The organism is Pseudomonas sp. UBA5666 (assembly GCF_002420785.1).
Lineage (GTDB): Bacteria > Pseudomonadota > Gammaproteobacteria > Pseudomonadales > Pseudomonadaceae > Aquipseudomonas > Aquipseudomonas fulva.
Genome location: NZ_DIIQ01000047.1, coordinates 3,252 through 19,035, shown reverse-complemented (window position 1 = coordinate 19,035; position 15,784 = coordinate 3,252). Strand labels below are relative to the sequence as shown.

At 61.0% G+C, this 15,784-nt stretch carries 14 protein-coding genes; 2 read left to right on the top strand and 12 right to left on the bottom strand.

Annotated features, from left to right (window positions below):
• The first annotated feature begins 3 nt into the window (after nt 1–3).
• Nucleotides 4–249, top strand: a complete 246-nt coding sequence (locus B2Y33_RS20690) for a TIGR02647 family protein (RefSeq protein WP_023535777.1) — start codon at nt 4–6, stop codon at nt 247–249.
• Between the two features lie 149 nt (nt 250–398).
• On the opposite strand, the gene B2Y33_RS20685 is transcribed toward B2Y33_RS20690, so the two are convergent.
• The 6 genes from B2Y33_RS20685 to B2Y33_RS20660 form a co-directional block, all read right to left on the bottom strand.
• Entirely contained in the window at nt 399–1,817 is a 1,419-nt protein-coding gene (locus B2Y33_RS20685) for an efflux transporter outer membrane subunit (RefSeq protein WP_206405247.1), read from the bottom strand.
• Nucleotides 1,814–2,689 carry an HlyD family secretion protein gene (locus B2Y33_RS20680; protein WP_027914175.1) on the bottom strand — a complete coding sequence of 292 codons (876 nt, stop codon included), beginning with the start codon at nt 2,687–2,689 and terminating at the stop codon, nt 1,814–1,816. The genes B2Y33_RS20685 and B2Y33_RS20680 overlap by 4 nt, the downstream gene beginning before the upstream one ends.
• On the bottom strand, nt 2,686–2,898 hold the full coding sequence (locus tag B2Y33_RS20675) for a DUF1656 domain-containing protein (RefSeq protein ID WP_023535833.1): 213 nt from the start codon (nt 2,896–2,898) through the stop codon (nt 2,686–2,688). The genes B2Y33_RS20680 and B2Y33_RS20675 overlap by 4 nt, the downstream gene beginning before the upstream one ends.
• Nucleotides 2,895–4,982, bottom strand: a complete 2,088-nt coding sequence (locus tag B2Y33_RS20670; protein WP_206405248.1) for an FUSC family protein — start codon at nt 4,980–4,982, stop codon at nt 2,895–2,897. The genes B2Y33_RS20675 and B2Y33_RS20670 overlap by 4 nt, the downstream gene beginning before the upstream one ends.
• The gene (locus tag B2Y33_RS20665; protein ID WP_027914177.1) at nt 4,979–5,431 is read right to left on the bottom strand and encodes a MarR family winged helix-turn-helix transcriptional regulator; all 453 of its coding nucleotides are present in this window, start codon (nt 5,429–5,431) and stop codon (nt 4,979–4,981) included. The genes B2Y33_RS20670 and B2Y33_RS20665 overlap by 4 nt, the downstream gene beginning before the upstream one ends.
• A 136-nt stretch (nt 5,432–5,567) precedes the next feature.
• On the bottom strand, nt 5,568–6,359 hold the full coding sequence (locus B2Y33_RS20660) for a tetratricopeptide repeat protein (RefSeq protein WP_206405249.1): 792 nt from the start codon (nt 6,357–6,359) through the stop codon (nt 5,568–5,570).
• A gap of 207 nt (nt 6,360–6,566) precedes the next feature.
• Here B2Y33_RS20660 and B2Y33_RS20655 point away from each other — a divergent pair, with 207 nt between their 5' ends.
• Nucleotides 6,567–7,127, top strand: a complete 561-nt coding sequence (locus tag B2Y33_RS20655; RefSeq protein WP_027914179.1) for a WYL domain-containing protein — start codon at nt 6,567–6,569, stop codon at nt 7,125–7,127.
• Nucleotides 7,128–7,180: 53 nt separating this feature from the next.
• Here B2Y33_RS20655 and B2Y33_RS20650 read toward each other — a convergent pair whose 3' ends face one another.
• The 6 genes from B2Y33_RS20650 to B2Y33_RS20625 all read right to left on the bottom strand — a co-directional run.
• Entirely contained in the window at nt 7,181–8,044 is an 864-nt protein-coding gene (locus B2Y33_RS20650; RefSeq protein WP_027914180.1) for an ABC transporter permease, read from the bottom strand.
• Between the two features lie 15 nt (nt 8,045–8,059).
• Nucleotides 8,060–8,923: an ABC transporter ATP-binding protein gene (locus B2Y33_RS20645; RefSeq protein WP_027914181.1), complete on the bottom strand. Its 864-nt coding sequence runs from the start codon at nt 8,921–8,923 to the stop codon at nt 8,060–8,062.
• 3 nt (nt 8,924–8,926) lie between these two features.
• Complete coding sequence (locus tag B2Y33_RS20640) at nt 8,927–9,946, bottom strand: ABC transporter substrate-binding protein (protein ID WP_027914182.1); 1,020 nt, start codon at nt 9,944–9,946, stop codon at nt 8,927–8,929.
• 16 nt (nt 9,947–9,962) lie between these two features.
• Nucleotides 9,963–10,862, bottom strand: coding sequence for a TauD/TfdA dioxygenase family protein (locus tag B2Y33_RS20635; protein ID WP_033694973.1), 900 nt, complete (start codon nt 10,860–10,862; stop codon nt 9,963–9,965).
• A 197-nt stretch (nt 10,863–11,059) separates the two neighbouring features.
• The gene (locus tag B2Y33_RS20630) at nt 11,060–11,401 is read right to left on the bottom strand and encodes a hypothetical protein (protein WP_023535786.1); all 342 of its coding nucleotides are present in this window, start codon (nt 11,399–11,401) and stop codon (nt 11,060–11,062) included.
• A gap of 185 nt (nt 11,402–11,586) precedes the next feature.
• Nucleotides 11,587–15,784, bottom strand: a 4,198-nt coding sequence (locus B2Y33_RS20625; RefSeq protein WP_349681385.1) for an immunoglobulin-like domain-containing protein, incomplete at its 5' end; no start/stop codon positions are given.

Genomic DNA, 15,784 nt, shown 5'->3' with positions numbered 1-15,784 from the left:
GCCATGTCCTTTTCACCCGAACTGATCGCTGAACTGGAAGTCCTCGCACTGTTCAACCTCGACAGCAGCCAGGAAGGCATCAAGATTCACAACACCGCATCCCCGACCCTCATCGCCGCCGCGCAGCGGCTGCACGAAAAAGGCCTGACCGATCAACCCGACGGTGGCTACCTGACCAGCCTGGGTCACGATGCGGTCGAAAGTGTTCAGTTGCTGCAGAATATTCTGAGGGCGCCCCAGCCGGCTTGACCTTGTGAGTGCGTGGGGCTGCGCTGCAGCCCCTGCCTTGCAGTGGCCTCGGAAGGCTCATTTTTACAAGCCGTAAGCCCGCCACCTCGGCTGCGCTCGCCTCACCTGACGCTCTTCTCAAGACTTTTCACACAGACCCTATTTTCCCATCAGTACTCGACGGGACGCTTCCAACCGCCTCCAAGCGCCAGGAACACGCCAACCTGCCCCATTGCAACCTGGCTGTTCGCAGCCGCCAACTGCGCACGCATGTCGGTATAAGTTCGTGTCGCCTGCAAGTCCGCCAGGAACGACTCCCGCCCAGCCTGATAATACTGGTGCGTCTGGTCGGCCGCTTCCCGAGCTGACTTCTCTGCCTCGGCCAGTGCATCGCGGCGGTCCAGCAATGCGCTGTATTGGGCCAGCCGCGTCTGGGTTTCGCGTATGGCATTGAGCACTACGCCATCGAAATTCGCCAAGGCTGCCTGGGTGGACGCTTCGGCCATGCGAATGCGGGCCCGCGTGCCATTGGTGGGGATACTCCAGCTGACCTGCGGGCCGAAGCCCCAACGGTTGGTCGAAGGCTCGCCCAAATTGTCCAGGATGCCGATGGTCCCGACCTGCGCGCCGATGCTGATCTGTGGATAAAGCGCGCCGGTCGCCACACCGATATTGGCGGTAGCAGCAGCCAGTTGTCGCTCTGCCTGACGTACGTCGGGGCGACGCTTGAGCAACGCGGCGCCATCGCCCACTGGCACTAGCTGAGTCAGCTGCGGCAGTTCGGCACAATCGGCAACGCCTGCTGGCAACTTCTGCACGGGGACCGCCAGCAATGCGGCCAGGGTATACAGGCCTGTCTCACGTTCGGCCTTGAATCGCGGCAGCTCGGCGCCCAACGACTTGAACTGGGTTTGCGACCGCGTCACCTGGGTTTCATCGCCACGCCCCGCATCGCGCAGGCGCTGGCTGAGCTTGACGCTTTGCGCCTGTAAATCGAGCGACTCACGGGCAATGTGGTATTCCTCGTTGGCCGAGCATACCTGGGTATAGGCCTTGACCACATCTGCCACCAGCGTGATCCGCGCCGTGTCCGCTGCGGCTTGGACTGCATCGGCACTGGCTTTGGCGGCCTCTGTGCCGCGCTTGAAGGTGCCCCACAGGTCGAACTGGTATGACGCGCTGATGATCGCCTCGCCGATGTTGGCCACAGGCACCTTTTCGGGCTGCAAGAAAGCCTCGCCAGACTCCTGCAGGCGCTGGGCGCCTAGCTTCACTCCACCGTCGAAGCCCCCTTGAGACTCAGCGATGTCGACCTGCGCGCGGGCCTTGGCGATGTTCGCTGCCGCAACGCGCAGTTCGGTATTGGCACTCAAGGCCTGGCGCACCAGCGCGTTCAACCGCGGGTCGTGATACAGCTGCCACCAATCCTCCGGCACCGGTGCCGACACTACGCTGTCGGCATCCTGGCGCAGGGGGCCGTTGAGGTCAGTGCGCTGTATTGCCGCCTCTTTGGGCAGCTCGTAGTCTGGCCCGACCGTCATGCACGCGCCAAGCGACAGGCATAGCCCTGCGAGCATCAGCCGTTTCATGGGTGCTGGCCCTCGACGATCGAGACAGTGGCGGTTCGCCCGGCAATCATGCGGAAGTCCTGCGGGACTTCGTCAAAGGCGATCCGCACCGGAATCCGCTGGGCCAGCCGCACCCAGCTGAAGGCAGGGTTGACGTTGGGCAGCAGGTTGGTGCCGCTGCTGCGGTCGCGGTCCTCGATGCCGGCTGCAAAGCTTTCCACATGCCCGCGCAGGCGGGTGTTGTCGCCCATCACACGAATATCCACCACGTCCCCGATGTGAATGCCCCCCAGCTTGGTTTCCTCGAAGTAGCCATCGACGTGATAAGAGGCACTGTCGACCACCGACAGCACCGGTCGCCCCGCGGTTACGAACTCATGGTTGCGCGGCGCGCGATCGTTGAGGTAACCGTCCACGGGACTGCGCACCACCGAGCGATCAAGGTTCAACTGGGCACTGTCGACAGCCACCTGCGCCTCGCTGACCGCCGAGCGGGCGCGCGCTTGGCGCGACTGGCTTTCTTCGAGCTGTTCGGCCGCCACCAGATTGCCCAACTTGCGATTACGGTTCACCTCCCGCGAGGCCTGGGCCAAGGTTTCCTGGCGCTCGCCGAGCGTGGCCTTGGCCTGACGCAGCGCCAGGCTGAAACGGTCCTGGTCGATGGTGAACAGCACATCGCCGCGCTTGACGGTCTGGTTGTCGCGCACCTCGACCTTCTGGATCAACCCGGACACGTCCGGGGCGATCTGGATCACATCGGCGCGAATGTGGCCATCGCGCGTCCAGGGTGCGAACAGGTAGTACACAACCATCTGCCAGACGAGTACGGCGGCAAATGTCACTACCAACAGGGTAAGGACCACACGGCCCAGGGTCAGCAAAGGTTTTTTCATGGCAGCATCAGGCTTCGACAGAAATGGTCCACCGCACCGAGCAGCACGGCGTAGAGGGCAACGTTGAACAATGCCCGGTGCCAGACCAGGCGATAGAAGTGCACACGCACCAGTACGGCGTGGACACCCAGAAACAGCAGGTAGGTTCCAATCATCATTACCAGCAGCGTGGGCAGGAATACCCCACTGATATCCAGTTCACCGATCACAGGGGCGCTCCATCCAGGCCAGACGGCAGTTGCAGTTGTTCAGCAGACTCGAGCATGACCTCGACACCCGGCAGCAGTGCCAGGCGCAGGCCAGCCAGTGCATGCAACAAATGCGGGCGGGCGTCGAGGCGTTCGCAGGGTTCATCGAGACTGAGCGCCAGTCGGGCCCTTTCCATGTTGCGCAAGAGGGCAGGTGGCGCGTGCAGCCGCTCACCGGCGCGCAGGCAGGCCGCGTAATGGGCACCCACTTCAGCGATCACCAGGGCCAGTCGCTCACGGGCAACCTGACCGGCGCGCGGCATGTACGCCAGCAAGTCGAGCAGGTTCAGCCCCACACGCAAGTCCCGCAGCGCCACGCTGCTGTCCTGGCCGGTTTGCGACAGACGCGGCAAATGCTGCATCAAGCGATCGAGCATTTTTACACCCACCTTGCGATGCTCGGCCAAGGTCGCGTACTCGGTCACCTCGACGATGTCGCGCCAGGCGAAACGAGTCATGCGCTTGGCAGCCAGCTCCACACCAAAGGGGCGCATGACCAAGGTCCAGATGAACGCGAAGAGCAGGCCAACCGGGCCGGCGAGGTTGGAATTGAGGAAGGTGAAGAAATCGGCGTCGTAGGCACCCTGGATGCTGATGAAGGTCGAGGTGTTGACGATGGTCAACAGTGTCCCCAGGTAGAAGCGCGGCTGTACCGTCAACGTGCCGATGCAGATGAAAGGCACGGCGAAGGCCAGTACCAGCATCGGGAAGTCATGCAGGTTGGGCAGCACGAGGAACAGGTACAGGCTCGAGAAAATGACCGACAGCAGGGTCCAGAAGAAGAAGCGGTAGATCTGTGGGGCCGGGTCGTCCATCGCGGCGAAGAAGCTGCATGACACAGCCGCCAGGATCACCGCACTGGCGCCGTCATTCCAGCCCAGGCCGATCCACAGGCCGCAGGCAACGATGATGGCCAGGACGGTGGAGGTGACCGAGTAGAGCATCAGGCCCCGGTCGAAGAATGGCCGCAAGCGCGCCAGGCGCCAGTGGCGGTAAACGGCGCGCCAGGGTGTGGCGTCATCGGTGCGCAGGGCATGCTGCAAGGTACAGCAGTCCTGCCACAGATCTACCCATTCGGTGAGCCGGTAGAGCGCGTTGGACAGCAACAGCTCGGCACGCTGGTCCAGTGCAGCCGCATCCGGCCGCAGCTCGTCGATCCTTTGGTGCAAGGCTGCCCACTGCTGGACAGAAGGGCTTTCTGCCGTGCCCTTGAGCCATTCACGGGCTGCATCGAGCACAGGTAGGATCTGTTCGAATTGCTGCGCAGCGCGCCCTTGCAAGGCCGTCAATGCGTCGTCCAGCGCATCAATGACCGGCAGTAGGTGAATCATGCGCCCACGCAGCTCACGGGCGTTTTTCAAGGTATGAGGGCCGGTCCCTTCATGGCCGAGCTGGCCGATCATCAACTCCAGTGAGTTGAAGGTCGCCACCATCGCCCCGCGCATACCACCGACATCGACCGTGCTCTGCTGCCGGACCAGATAGCTGTCGCTATAGCGAATGGCCTCGTTGAACCAGTTACCGGTTGCCCCCACTACCACGGGCGCCAGCCGCCGCGGCCAGAAAATGGCCCCGACCACGGCTGCGCAGACGATCCCCAGGCAAATTTCCTGAGCCCGCGAGGAAGCCACGTCGAACACGGCCAACGGGTTGTCGACCACTGCCAGGGCGATCATCGGCAAGGTATACCCGGCCAGCATGAACACGTAGTTGTTGGCCGTACGCACGTTCAGAGAAAGGAACAGCAACGTCCCCGTCCACAGGGCCACGGCGATGCTCAGCAGCAGCGGCGACTGCACCAGGGGCGGCACCAACAGCACTGCCCCAGCGGCACCCAGCAAGGTACCCAGGGCGCGGTACAACGCTTTGGAGCTGGTAGGCCCCAGGAAGGGGCTGGAAACGATGTAGACGGTCGCCATGGCCCAGTACGGACGCGGCAACTGCATGAGCAGGGCGATATACAGCGCGATCATCGAGGCGGCGAAGGTGCGCACGCCGTAGAACCAATCGCGAGCCGGAGGTACCGAGCTGAAGAAGCCGTTCATGCGACCCCGCCCGTGCTGCCCAGCCCGGCTGCTTCGAATGCGCGCAGTACACGCAGGGTGGCCTGCAGGTCCTCTGGATCGAGACGACTCAGCACATCACCCCGCACCCTTACCAGCTCCGCCTCGATGGCCTCGGCCAGCGCGCGCCCTTCAACTGTGAGGCTCAGGGCCTTGGCGCGCCTGTCCAGTGGATCCTCGCTACGCAACACCAACCCGGCCTTGCACAGCTGGTCGAGCAAGCGCACCAGGGACGGGCTTTCCAGCCCAGCCGCCTGGGCGACGGCCACCTGGTGCACGCCATCGCCCAGGCGCACGATCATCAGCAGTGGCGCGGCACAGGCTTCGGAGATGCCGTAGCCGGTCAGCGCCACGTGACAGATGCGGCGCCAGTGGCGAGCGGCAACGACCAGGCCGCTGCTGACCTGTAGACGCAGAAGATCAAGGGACATGAAAACCACATATATTCATAGTTTGCTAACTATCAATATACGCCGGGTGCTCCCCCTTCCGTCAACAGGGGGCGACGAAGCGCCTGCATGAAATCTTGTTTACAGTGCAAAGCTCGCAGCTAACTGCACCAACGCTTCAGGGCTGAACCTGGTCTTCCAGCTTCATGGTCAGGGCCAAGGTACTGCCCATCTGCACGGCGCGGTCGCGCCATTGCTGATACCGCTCCTGATCGCGTCGACTGAAGTGCACGGCCAGTTCTTCCGCTGCCTGCACCACACCCGCAGCGGCCGCCAGTTCGAGCCAGTACAACGCCGGCTTGAGCTCCGGTTGCACATGCAGACCGTGAATCAGCCGGTAGCCAACCTCAAAGCGACAGCGTGCCTCACCCTGCTCGGCACCTTGCAGGAACCATCGGTAGGCAAGCTGTGGATCGACTTGCCATTGAATCCGGGCATCACACACTTCTTCTTCGTACAAGTCTCCCAGCGCAGCGGCCGCATGCGACATGCCCCGCTCGAACGCCTGGCGGTAGCATTCGGCGGCCTGGGTGTAGGAACGGTCGACACCTTTGCCGAAGTAGTGCTGCTGCCCCAGGTTGAACCAGGCCACGGCATTGCCCTGCAACGCCGCCATGCGCAGCAGGTGCCCGGCCAGCACGGTATCAGCACGCCAGTACTTGCCATTGAGCCAGATCCAACCAAGGTCGTTCAGCGCCGCGACGTTCCCTTGCAGGGCTTGCAGGCGCAGATCCTGGTAGACCACTTGCAGGTCACTGGCTTCGTCCAGACGGCTGACCAGCATCGTCCGTTGACTGGGCATGCCGACACCTGCAAACAGCCGCTGGCGTCGGGCAACGGCGGGAGGAACGATCACCTGTGCCGGAAGCAGGCGGGCGAGCAGCGAATGGATATTGCCGACAGCAGACATGTTCATCCTCATTGAACGATGCACAACCTCAACCTTCGGCTGTGATGAGGCGTGATTCTGCGCAACAGGACGTCAAAACCTGTCGCGAACGATTCGGTGGCAGGCAACCAACCGTCACTTACTTGATCTGAGCGGTCCGTGGCCAATTGCCATGCCCCTCGCGTGCCGCCATCCTAGAGCGGCAAGCCTAGACAAGGACGTTACCTTTTGCCGTTCGCCACCACTCGCGCCACCCTCAGCCGTCAGTGGGCGCTGCTGCGCCAGCTACCGGGCCGTTCTCCAGGGCTCACCAGTTCCGAACTGGCTTGTCGGCTACGAGACCTGGGCTTTACCGTCAGCAAGCGCACCGTGGAGCGCGACCTCAATGACCTGTCGCTGATCTTTCCGCTGGAGCGCAATGACAAGAGCATCCCCTACGGGTGGCACTGGGCGGCCGGCGTGGTGAACGAGCTACGCGGCACCACCGATCTGCTGGCACACCTCAAAGGAGAGGCGCTGCAAGCGCCACCGGGCGAAGGCATCGAATTGGTGGCACGCATCAGCGATCCACTGGCGCGCCAGCTCAGGGAGGCCCCACTGAGCAGCGACATGCAGTTGACCGCCCATGACCAAGGGCATCGGCTGCGGGCCACGGTGAGCGATGGGAGCTCGTTGCGCTGGTGGCTATTGAGCCGTGGGGATGAGCTGGTGGTCGAGCAGCCTGCGCAGTTGCGCGAAGAGATCGGCAAGATTCTCAGCAACGCCGCAGCCCAGTATCAAACGCCATGATCAGGGGAGCGCTCACTGGCCTTGGCCAATGGCCGGCGTCCGCGCCTGCCTGTTCAGCGCTGCATGCCCCAACGCTTGACCGTCAGGCGCTCCAGCGTGCTGAAGACAATCCCCTCAACCAGCAGCCCGATCAGGATGACCACCGCAAGGCCTGCGAACACCTTGTCGGTATAGAGTTCGTTGCGGTTCTGAAAGATGTACCAACCCAGGCCACCTTTGCCGCTGCTGGCGCCAAAGACCAGTTCCGCGGCGATCAACGTGCGCCAGGCGAACGCCCAGCCGATCTTGAGCCCGGACAGAATCGAGGGCAACGCCGCCGGCACCAGGATGTGCATCACCAGCCGTAGCCCTTTGAGGCCGTAGTTGCGCCCGGCCATGCGCAGGGTGTCGGAAACGCCCTGGAATCCTGCATAGGTATTGAGCGCCAGGGCCCAGAGTACCGAATGCACCAGGACGAAGATCAAGCTGTTTTCGCCTAGCCCGAACCACAGCAATGCCAATGGCAACAGGGCGATGGCAGGCAGGGGGTTGAACATGGAGGTCAAAGTGCCAAGCAAGTCGCGCCCAAGCTGGGTCGAGACAGCCAAGCTAGTGAGACCAAAAGCCAGGATGATGCCCAGCAGGTAGCCCTTGAGCAGGATCACCAGCGACACGCCGACCTTGGCCGGCAACTCTCCACTGACCAGGCCTTCCCAAAACGCGGCAGCGGTCTGGAGGAAGGTCGGTAGCAGCAGGTCGTTGTTCTGGTAACGGGCGACGGCTTCCCAGACCACGGCGATGACCACCAGGATGACGGCCTTGCGCAGCCAGCCGTGCTGCCAGAGGCGCTGAGTCAACGACAGGTCGCGTTCCACAGGCACACTGAGCAAGGGCTCTAGCTGCACCTCGTATTTCTGGCGCACAGAGGTTGTGGTCATGGCTCAAACTCCTGATCAGTAGGCAATGCGGATGTCATTGAAACCAATATCGTCGACCTGCGCGGGGCCAGCAGCTTCATCGAACAACAAGCGGTGTATGTGCCGGGCACTGGCCTGGAAATCGCTGCCACCCAGGCTGCCCAAGTCATATTGGTGGCTGTGCACCTCGGCGCGTACCCGGCCGGGGTGAGGTGAGAGCAGCAAGATGCGGTTGCCCACGACCAAGGCCTCCTCGATAGAGTGGGTGACGAACAGCAGGGTGAAGCGCACTTCCTCCCAGAGCAGCAGCAATTCTTCCTGCATCTTGCGCCGGGTAAGTGCATCGAGTGCGGCAAAGGGTTCGTCCATCAGCAATATCTTCGGCTGCGTGGCCAAGGCCCTGGCGATCGCCACGCGCGCCTTCATACCGCCCGACAGCGTATGCGGGTAGGCATCGGCGAAAGCTGCAAGGCCGACTTTATCCAAGTAGTGAAGCGCCCGGTCTTCGGCCTCGGCCCGCTTCAATTGGCCCGATACCAACAGCGGAAACATGACGTTGTGCTTCACCGTCTTCCAAGGTGGCAACTGGTCGAACTCCTGGAACACCACGATTCGGTCCGGCCCCGGGCCGCTGACGGGCTGCCCCTGAAGCAGGATCTGCCCTTCACAGGGTTCGATGAAGCCAGCCACGGCCTTGAGCAAGGTTGACTTGCCGCAACCCGAAGGCCCCAGTAGGACGAAGCGATCTGCCTGATCCACCTCGAAACTGACCTGATGGGTCGCGCGCACCACCCGTCGCCGGGTGCGGTACTCGAGGGTGAGGCCCTGCACGTTCAGCAACGGCGGTGCTGCGGGGTGGATCAAGGTGCTGACCGTGTGGCCTGGCAATGGCGCAGTCATGACTCAGCTCCCTTGCAACGGGCGTTCATCCTGGAAGAAATAATCCTTCCATGACGCTGGCTTATGCTTGATCGCGCCGACCCTGTAGAGGAATTCGGCGAGCTTGTAGGTGTTCTTTGGCGTGACGGTAAATTCGTACCGAGGGTTGTCGATCAGCTTGATGAGGCTTGCGCGGTCGATCTTGGCGTTGGTCACCCGGATGTAGGTATCGGCGGCTGCCGCCTTGTCGTTCTGGGCGAATGTGGCCGCTTCGGCAATGGCATCGACGAAGGCTTTGTACGTCTTGGGGTTGTCCTTGCGGAATTTTTCGGTGGCGAATAGCAGCGTGGGCGAATTCGGTCCGAGCAGGTCGTAGCTGTCGAGCACGATGTGCACGTTCTTGTTGGCCAGTGCCTGGTCCTGGAACGGCGGGTTGGAGAAATGCCCGTTGAGTTCGGTACCGCCTGCCAGCAAGGCGGCCGTAGCATCGGGATGAGGAACAGCCAGGGTGTACTTGTCCAGCCGGTTGTACTGCTGATCTCCCCATTGCTGCGCCGCAGCGTATTGCAGCAGGCGCGACTGCACCGACACCCCCACTGCCGGCACTGCGATTCGGTCCTTTTCGGACAGATCCGCAATGGTCTTCACAGCCGGATTGCTACTGACCAGGTAATACGGGAAGTTGCCCAGCGAAGCCACAGCCTTGACGTTCTGTCGCCCTCGGGTGCGATCCCAGACGGTGAGCAGCGGACCTACGCCAGCGCCTGCGATATCCACGGAGCCGGATAGCAACGCGTCGTTGATGGCCGAGCCACCGGAAAGCTGTGCCCACTCGACGTCGATGTCGATGCCCTGCGCTTTGCCATGCTTTTCGATCAGGTGCTGATCACGCACCACATTGAGCAGCAGGTAGACGATCCCGAACTGTTCGGCGATGCGGATCTTGCCTTCTGCCTGGGCGGCGGCGGGGGCCGTCAGGCTGCCAATGATGAGGCTTGCGCCCAGCCCGATGCTTGCCGCCAGGCGGCTGATGGATTTGCGCATGATGGAATCCTTTTCGTCAGAACGGGGCATCGCCCTGGATGGTGGTGCGGTAGAGCTTGCGCCGCAGGTGCGCAGGGCAACCGGCAGCCAGGTGGATCAGGGAGCGGTTGTCCCAGAACACCAGGTCGTGGGGCTCCCATTGATGGCGATAGACGTTGTCATCCTGCACGCTCAAGGCATACAGCTGTTGCAGGACATCCCGGCTTTCGTCTTCCGGCAGGCCGACGATGCGGGTGGTGAAACCTTCACTGACGAACAAGGCCTGACGCCCGGTCTCAGGGTGGGTGCGCACGACGGGGTGGACCACTTCCTGCACCTGGGCCAGTTGCTCGGCTGTCAGTGCAGGGCGCCAATTGCCTTCGAATCGGGTTTCGGCATAGCGGGCGGTGTAGGAATGAGCGGCATTGCGCCCGGCTACCAGCGTGCGCAGCGCAGCGGGTACTGCGTCCCAGGCCTTGTGCATGTCGGCGAACAACGTGTCCCCGCCTTCGTCAGGGAGTTCCTGGGCGTGTAGCATCGAGCCCAAGCTGGGCAGTGCCTTATAGGAAAGGTCCGAGTGCCAGAATTTGCCAGCATCGCCCAGGCCGATGTTTTGGCCGTTCTCGATGATGTTGGAAACAATCAGGATTTCAGGATGCCCCTCAAGCAGGAACTGCTTGAGCACATGAATCTGCAGTTCGCCAAAACGGCGGCTGAAGGCGATCTGGTGCTCAGGCGTGATGCGCTGATCGCGAAAAACCAGCACATGATGATCGAGGTGGGCACGGTGAATCCGCGCGAAGTCCTGGGCATTGAGCGGCCTGGAAAGGTCGAGGCCGACGATTTCGGCGCCGACGGCGCCGGCGAACGGGTGGACATCAAAATGTTGTGACGGCGCGCTATCGATGAGCAACAGGGCGTTCAAGGCGGCTGGCATGTTTCACTCCCACGCAGTGCGCGACTTCATGACGCGCGACGATCGGAAACGCACGGGGGACTCCCGTGTGGGTTCGAGTCGTGCGGCGCATCGATTGGTCGACGGGTACGCAGTGGAGTGAACTATAAGGTCATAAGAACTATATTTTAAATACCTTTAAAGCATAACCATAGTTCGGTCGGTGCCTGAGTTCGGCGTCAGATCAGGCCACCCTCTTCTTCTTCCTCTATCAGGTTATTGAGGCTGCTCAGCGCTTTGCGCGCTGTCGAACGGTTCAGGAGTTTGGCCTGGGCGCCCGGTGGCAGGTCAGTGATCTTGAACACGCCTTTGGCGGTCAGGACATCGATCAAGTCTTCAAGCACCCGGATCATGTCCAAGTCGCTTTGCTTGAGCTGATTGAGGCTATTTTCCACGACGTCATCGGCAAACCATTCCTGAATGTCGGCATGGTCGGCCGGAAGCATTTCGGTAAATTCGTCGAACGCAGCAGCTTCCACTCGCTGCAACTGGCCAGCGGCGTCGCGTTGCACGTAGAACATGGCGATGTCCCTCGTCACATGGATTCCTTCAGGGTAGACAGCAGCATAGGCAAAAAGCGCCGCACGCGTGGGTGCGGCGCGAAAGTATGCGCTGTGGGAGTGCGTGGCGGAAGGCCTGCCCAGGCAGTTGCGCCAGGTCAAGGCACACCGGAGCAACCTGTTACGGTTGCCCCGGTCATGGACCGTCAGCTGTCTTTGTTGTGGATGATGATGGTCGGGTCGGCACCGCTGATCAACGAATTGATCGTCTGGTTGGACCAGTTCACGCCTTCCAGCTTGATGGTGACGTCAGCATTGGCCAGCCCGCCATCGGTGTTGAGCTTGCCTTCGCTGCTGACCTGCAACGTCGTGGTGCCCTCCACCGTCGACAGCTTGAGGTAGTTGTCGATGGTGCTGCCTTTCTCGCCTTGCAACAGGTCCTTGAGGTCGATGCGGTCACCTTCGGAGCGGTTGAAGTCCTTGATGACGTCATTGCCATAATCACCGGCCTTCCAGACGAAGGTATCGGCACCGCTGCCGCCGATCAGGATGTCGTTACCCGGGCCGCCGATGAGGGTGTCGTTGCCCGAACCACCCAACAGGATGTCATTGCCTTTGCCGCCATCGAGGATGTCGTTGCCGCCCTGACCGAACAGGATGTCGTTGCCGTTGCCGCCCGAGAGGATGTCGTTGCCGTCGTTAGGCCCTGAAATATCGAACTCGGTGTAGTGCTCAGCGATGTATTGGTGAACATTACTAGTGGTGACAGCACTGGCATCAACCCCTGTTTTCTGGGCGACATACGTTTGCAAGGCCTGATAGCCCTCGCTGACAACACCGTTCAAGGTAATCAAGTCACCAAAGATGATGTCGTTGCCATTTCCACCGTCGACCGTATCGGCACCAGGCAACGTCGCCTCAGTATGTCCAAGAATCGCGCTTGCCAGTTTGGACGGATCTATATTGGTCTGCGGTTTGCCCGCCGTATCGTACGGTTTGAGATCAGCGAGGCTGACGTCAGAATTCAAACCAATAGCCTGAACCTTACTCAGTCCCGGCACGGTCGAACTGCCACCAAGCAACATGAAACTATCAGTTGTATTTGTAGCCGAATCGCTCCAATTCGAGGATGAATTCTTGCCAGTGCCGCCCAAACTGGACAGCTCGTAGGTGCCATCACCTTGGGCATGGATTGTCCCGATAGTGCTCGTGGACATGGCAACAAACGAACCCCAGAAATTGTAGCCATAAGTTGTAACTTTTACCTGTCCAGCGCTGTTTATGTCCACCCTGTGAGTCGAGTCAGCCCACTCACTGAACGTGGCACCAACCTTGTAGTTGTTAACATTAACAACCTCGTCCAGCATTTTGCCGTTCGTCCACAGTCGGGCATCAGTCTGCTCGCCACGCTGGTAATAGGTCGGCTTACCATCGGTAATGAAGTACGTAAGATTCTCAGCGTTCGTATTGCCCAGCGCCATCTTGCTCTTGAAGAAGTTAGCTGTAGTTTTAAACGCATCTTCATAATTGGTGCCGCCGCCGTAGTCGCCGCCCTGCATGGAGCTCAGAACACTTTGAAGTTGGCTCAGAGCATTCGCGTCCGATAGATTGACGGCTATATTTTGGTTGACCTGAGTATCGAAATCTACCAGGAAGAGGTTAACCGTTCCCGACGTGTCGGCCCCCAAACTCGCTTTGAGTGTCTTGAATACAGATTCCAGCTGTGTCTTCGCTGCGGCAATCGATTCGTCTGTCATACTGCCGGAGCTGTCGACAATGAATGCAATGTTGTAGTTTTTTCCGGCCACCACGTTCAGGCCAGATACATCCGCCACGATGATGTCATGACCTTCGCTGCCATTCAGTACGTCGCTGCCCGATGTACCAACACTGGCTTTGTAAACGCCGCCATAAACCGTAACCGGAATACGGCCAACGGTACTAGCGGAGTCACCCAGACTTTCAGTAGCCGTTGAAGTGACCGTGATGTCAAACGAGCCCTTGAAGTAGGCAGGTGGGGTAAGGGTCAAGCCACTGAGTTTCCACCCTGTTACATTGATCGGCCCATCGGCGACTGTAGCTGTATGTCCTGCGTTGTCAGTTAACACCGTTCCTTTTGGTAAGCCGCCCAGTGTGACGTTCAGCGTCTCGGAACCATCGGTATCGGTCAGGGCGGTCGAAATACCGACCAGTTTCACCGTACCGTTCTCTGGGCCTTCGTTGAGCTTGTAGCCATCGTAGTAGGTTTGACCATTGACCGTGTGCGCGTCGGACACGGTCAGGCCAGCGTTGGCCATCTCGGTCACGTTCTGGTACATGCGAATGTTCGCGCTGCTCAGATCCGTCACGCCGCCAGAGCCCACCTGAATGTTCAGGTCATAACTGCCCGGGCCGGACTGGTTGGCGTGGTAAACCTCGATCGGGTAGTAGCCGGTCGCCGTAGGCGTGAACGACCCCGTCACCTGGCCGCCGCCACCCCACGTGGCCGTGACCACGGTCTTGCCACCGATATTGACCAGGAAGCTGTCGTCGGCAGTACCACTGAAGGTGTAGGTCTTGCCTGCTTCCAGGTAGATCAGGCCGGAGGTCTTCGAACCGCTGCCCCCATTCACGCTGCCGTCGGACTGGACGTTGGTGGTAGTGCCGCTGGAGGTGGCGCTGCCGGAGTTGGCAAAGACCGTCTTGAGTGCATCACCGGTGATGCCATTGCCGTTGGTGCCCAGGTCCTTCAGGGTGGTCCACACTTCCTTGGTCAGGCCTTTGGACACCACATCGGCACTGCCGATGGCCAGGGTCGGCATGTCGGCCACCGGGCTGATATCGACCTTCATGGTCGTCTCGGTGCCCAGGTTGGTCCCGTCGTTGGGCTTGTACTTGAACTGCGCGTAGTCGGCCTGTTGGTTGCCCACGCCGGTGCCACCGTAGCCGTCAGCGCCAGACTGGTTTAGCAGCGGCACGAACTTCAGCTTGCTGGCGGCGATATCGGCCTGGCTGATCACCTGGCCGACGGTAACGTTGGTCCAGCTGCTGCCGTTGAAGTACTTGAGGCTGCCTGCAGCCGGCAGCGAGGTGATGGTCACGGCCAGACCGGTGTTGCCATCCGGGTCGGTGACCTTGAAGTCCCCCCAGGCGAATACGTAGTCGGTGTCTTCCACGCCATACACGGCACCGCCTGGGGAAACCGGCAGGTTGTCGTTGTCGAGGATGGCGGTGGTGACGCTGCCTTTGCTGCCGTTTACCTGCAAGTTCTCGAAGTTGCCACCGGTGGCGCTTTCGATCTTGACCGTGAAGTTCTCGGTGCCTTCGACCAATTTGTCGTCGATCGTCGGCACATCGAAGGTCACGCCGGAGCTGTTGGCCGGAATCTTCACGGTAGTGACACCCGTGAAGTCCTCACCGTTCTTGGCCGTGCCCGAGTAGCTGAGGGTGACGGTCACTTCGGACTGGGATGGATTGCTCAACGTCAGGGTGTAATGCGCCGTCTCGCCTTCGGTCAGCGAAGTGGTGCCACTGATGCCTACGGTGGTCACGTCACCCTGGCCACTTGGCTCGTCGGTCACGGTAGTGGTTACGGCAGTCTTGCTGCCCACCAGGCTTTCGAACTGCTTGTCACCAGCAACGCTGATGTCGGTGATCGCCTTGGTGATCGCAGGCTGCCCACCGACGTACACGTCGTCCGGCGCATTGATGCTGACCGTACCGCTGGCAGAACCCGCCGCGATGAACACTTGCGTGCCACCGGTCAGGGTCACGGTCACACCGCCGTGGCCTGTCACAGGCAGGCTGGTGTCTTCACTGACCAGCGTCACGGTGTAGGTGATCTTGCCACCCTCGACGACGGTGGTGTTATCCACAGCCAGCACAGCAGTCACCTTGCTGATGGTGTCGGTGATGTTGACCGAGGCAGGCGCGCCCAGCACCAGGTTCTCGAACTTGGCGTTCGGCACTTCGGCTTTGGCGATGCCGATCTCCAGCTTGCCCTCGTCCTTGAACACGTCATCGCCCTGAGCTGGCGCGACATAGGACTTGCTGGTCTCCCCGGCCTTGAACACAACGGTGGCGTTGTTGCTCAGGGTGACGGTGAGGTCCTTGTCCAACACGCGGTTCAAGGTCAGGGTGAACAGAGGCGGCGTGGCTTCATTGACCGAGGTTTGGTTGGCCACGATGTTGACCAGTACCAGGTCACCCTGGCCGGCCGGCTCATCGGTCACCGCCGTGGTGACGGTGGTCTTGCTCGCCACCAGGTTTTCGAACTGCTTGTCACCGGCCACGGTGATGTCCGTAATGGCCTTGGTGATCGCAGGCTGGCCACCGACGTACACGTCGTCCGGCGCATTGATGGTGACGGTGCCGCTGGCAGAACCGGCAGCGATGAACACCTGGGTGCCGCCGGTCAGGGTGACG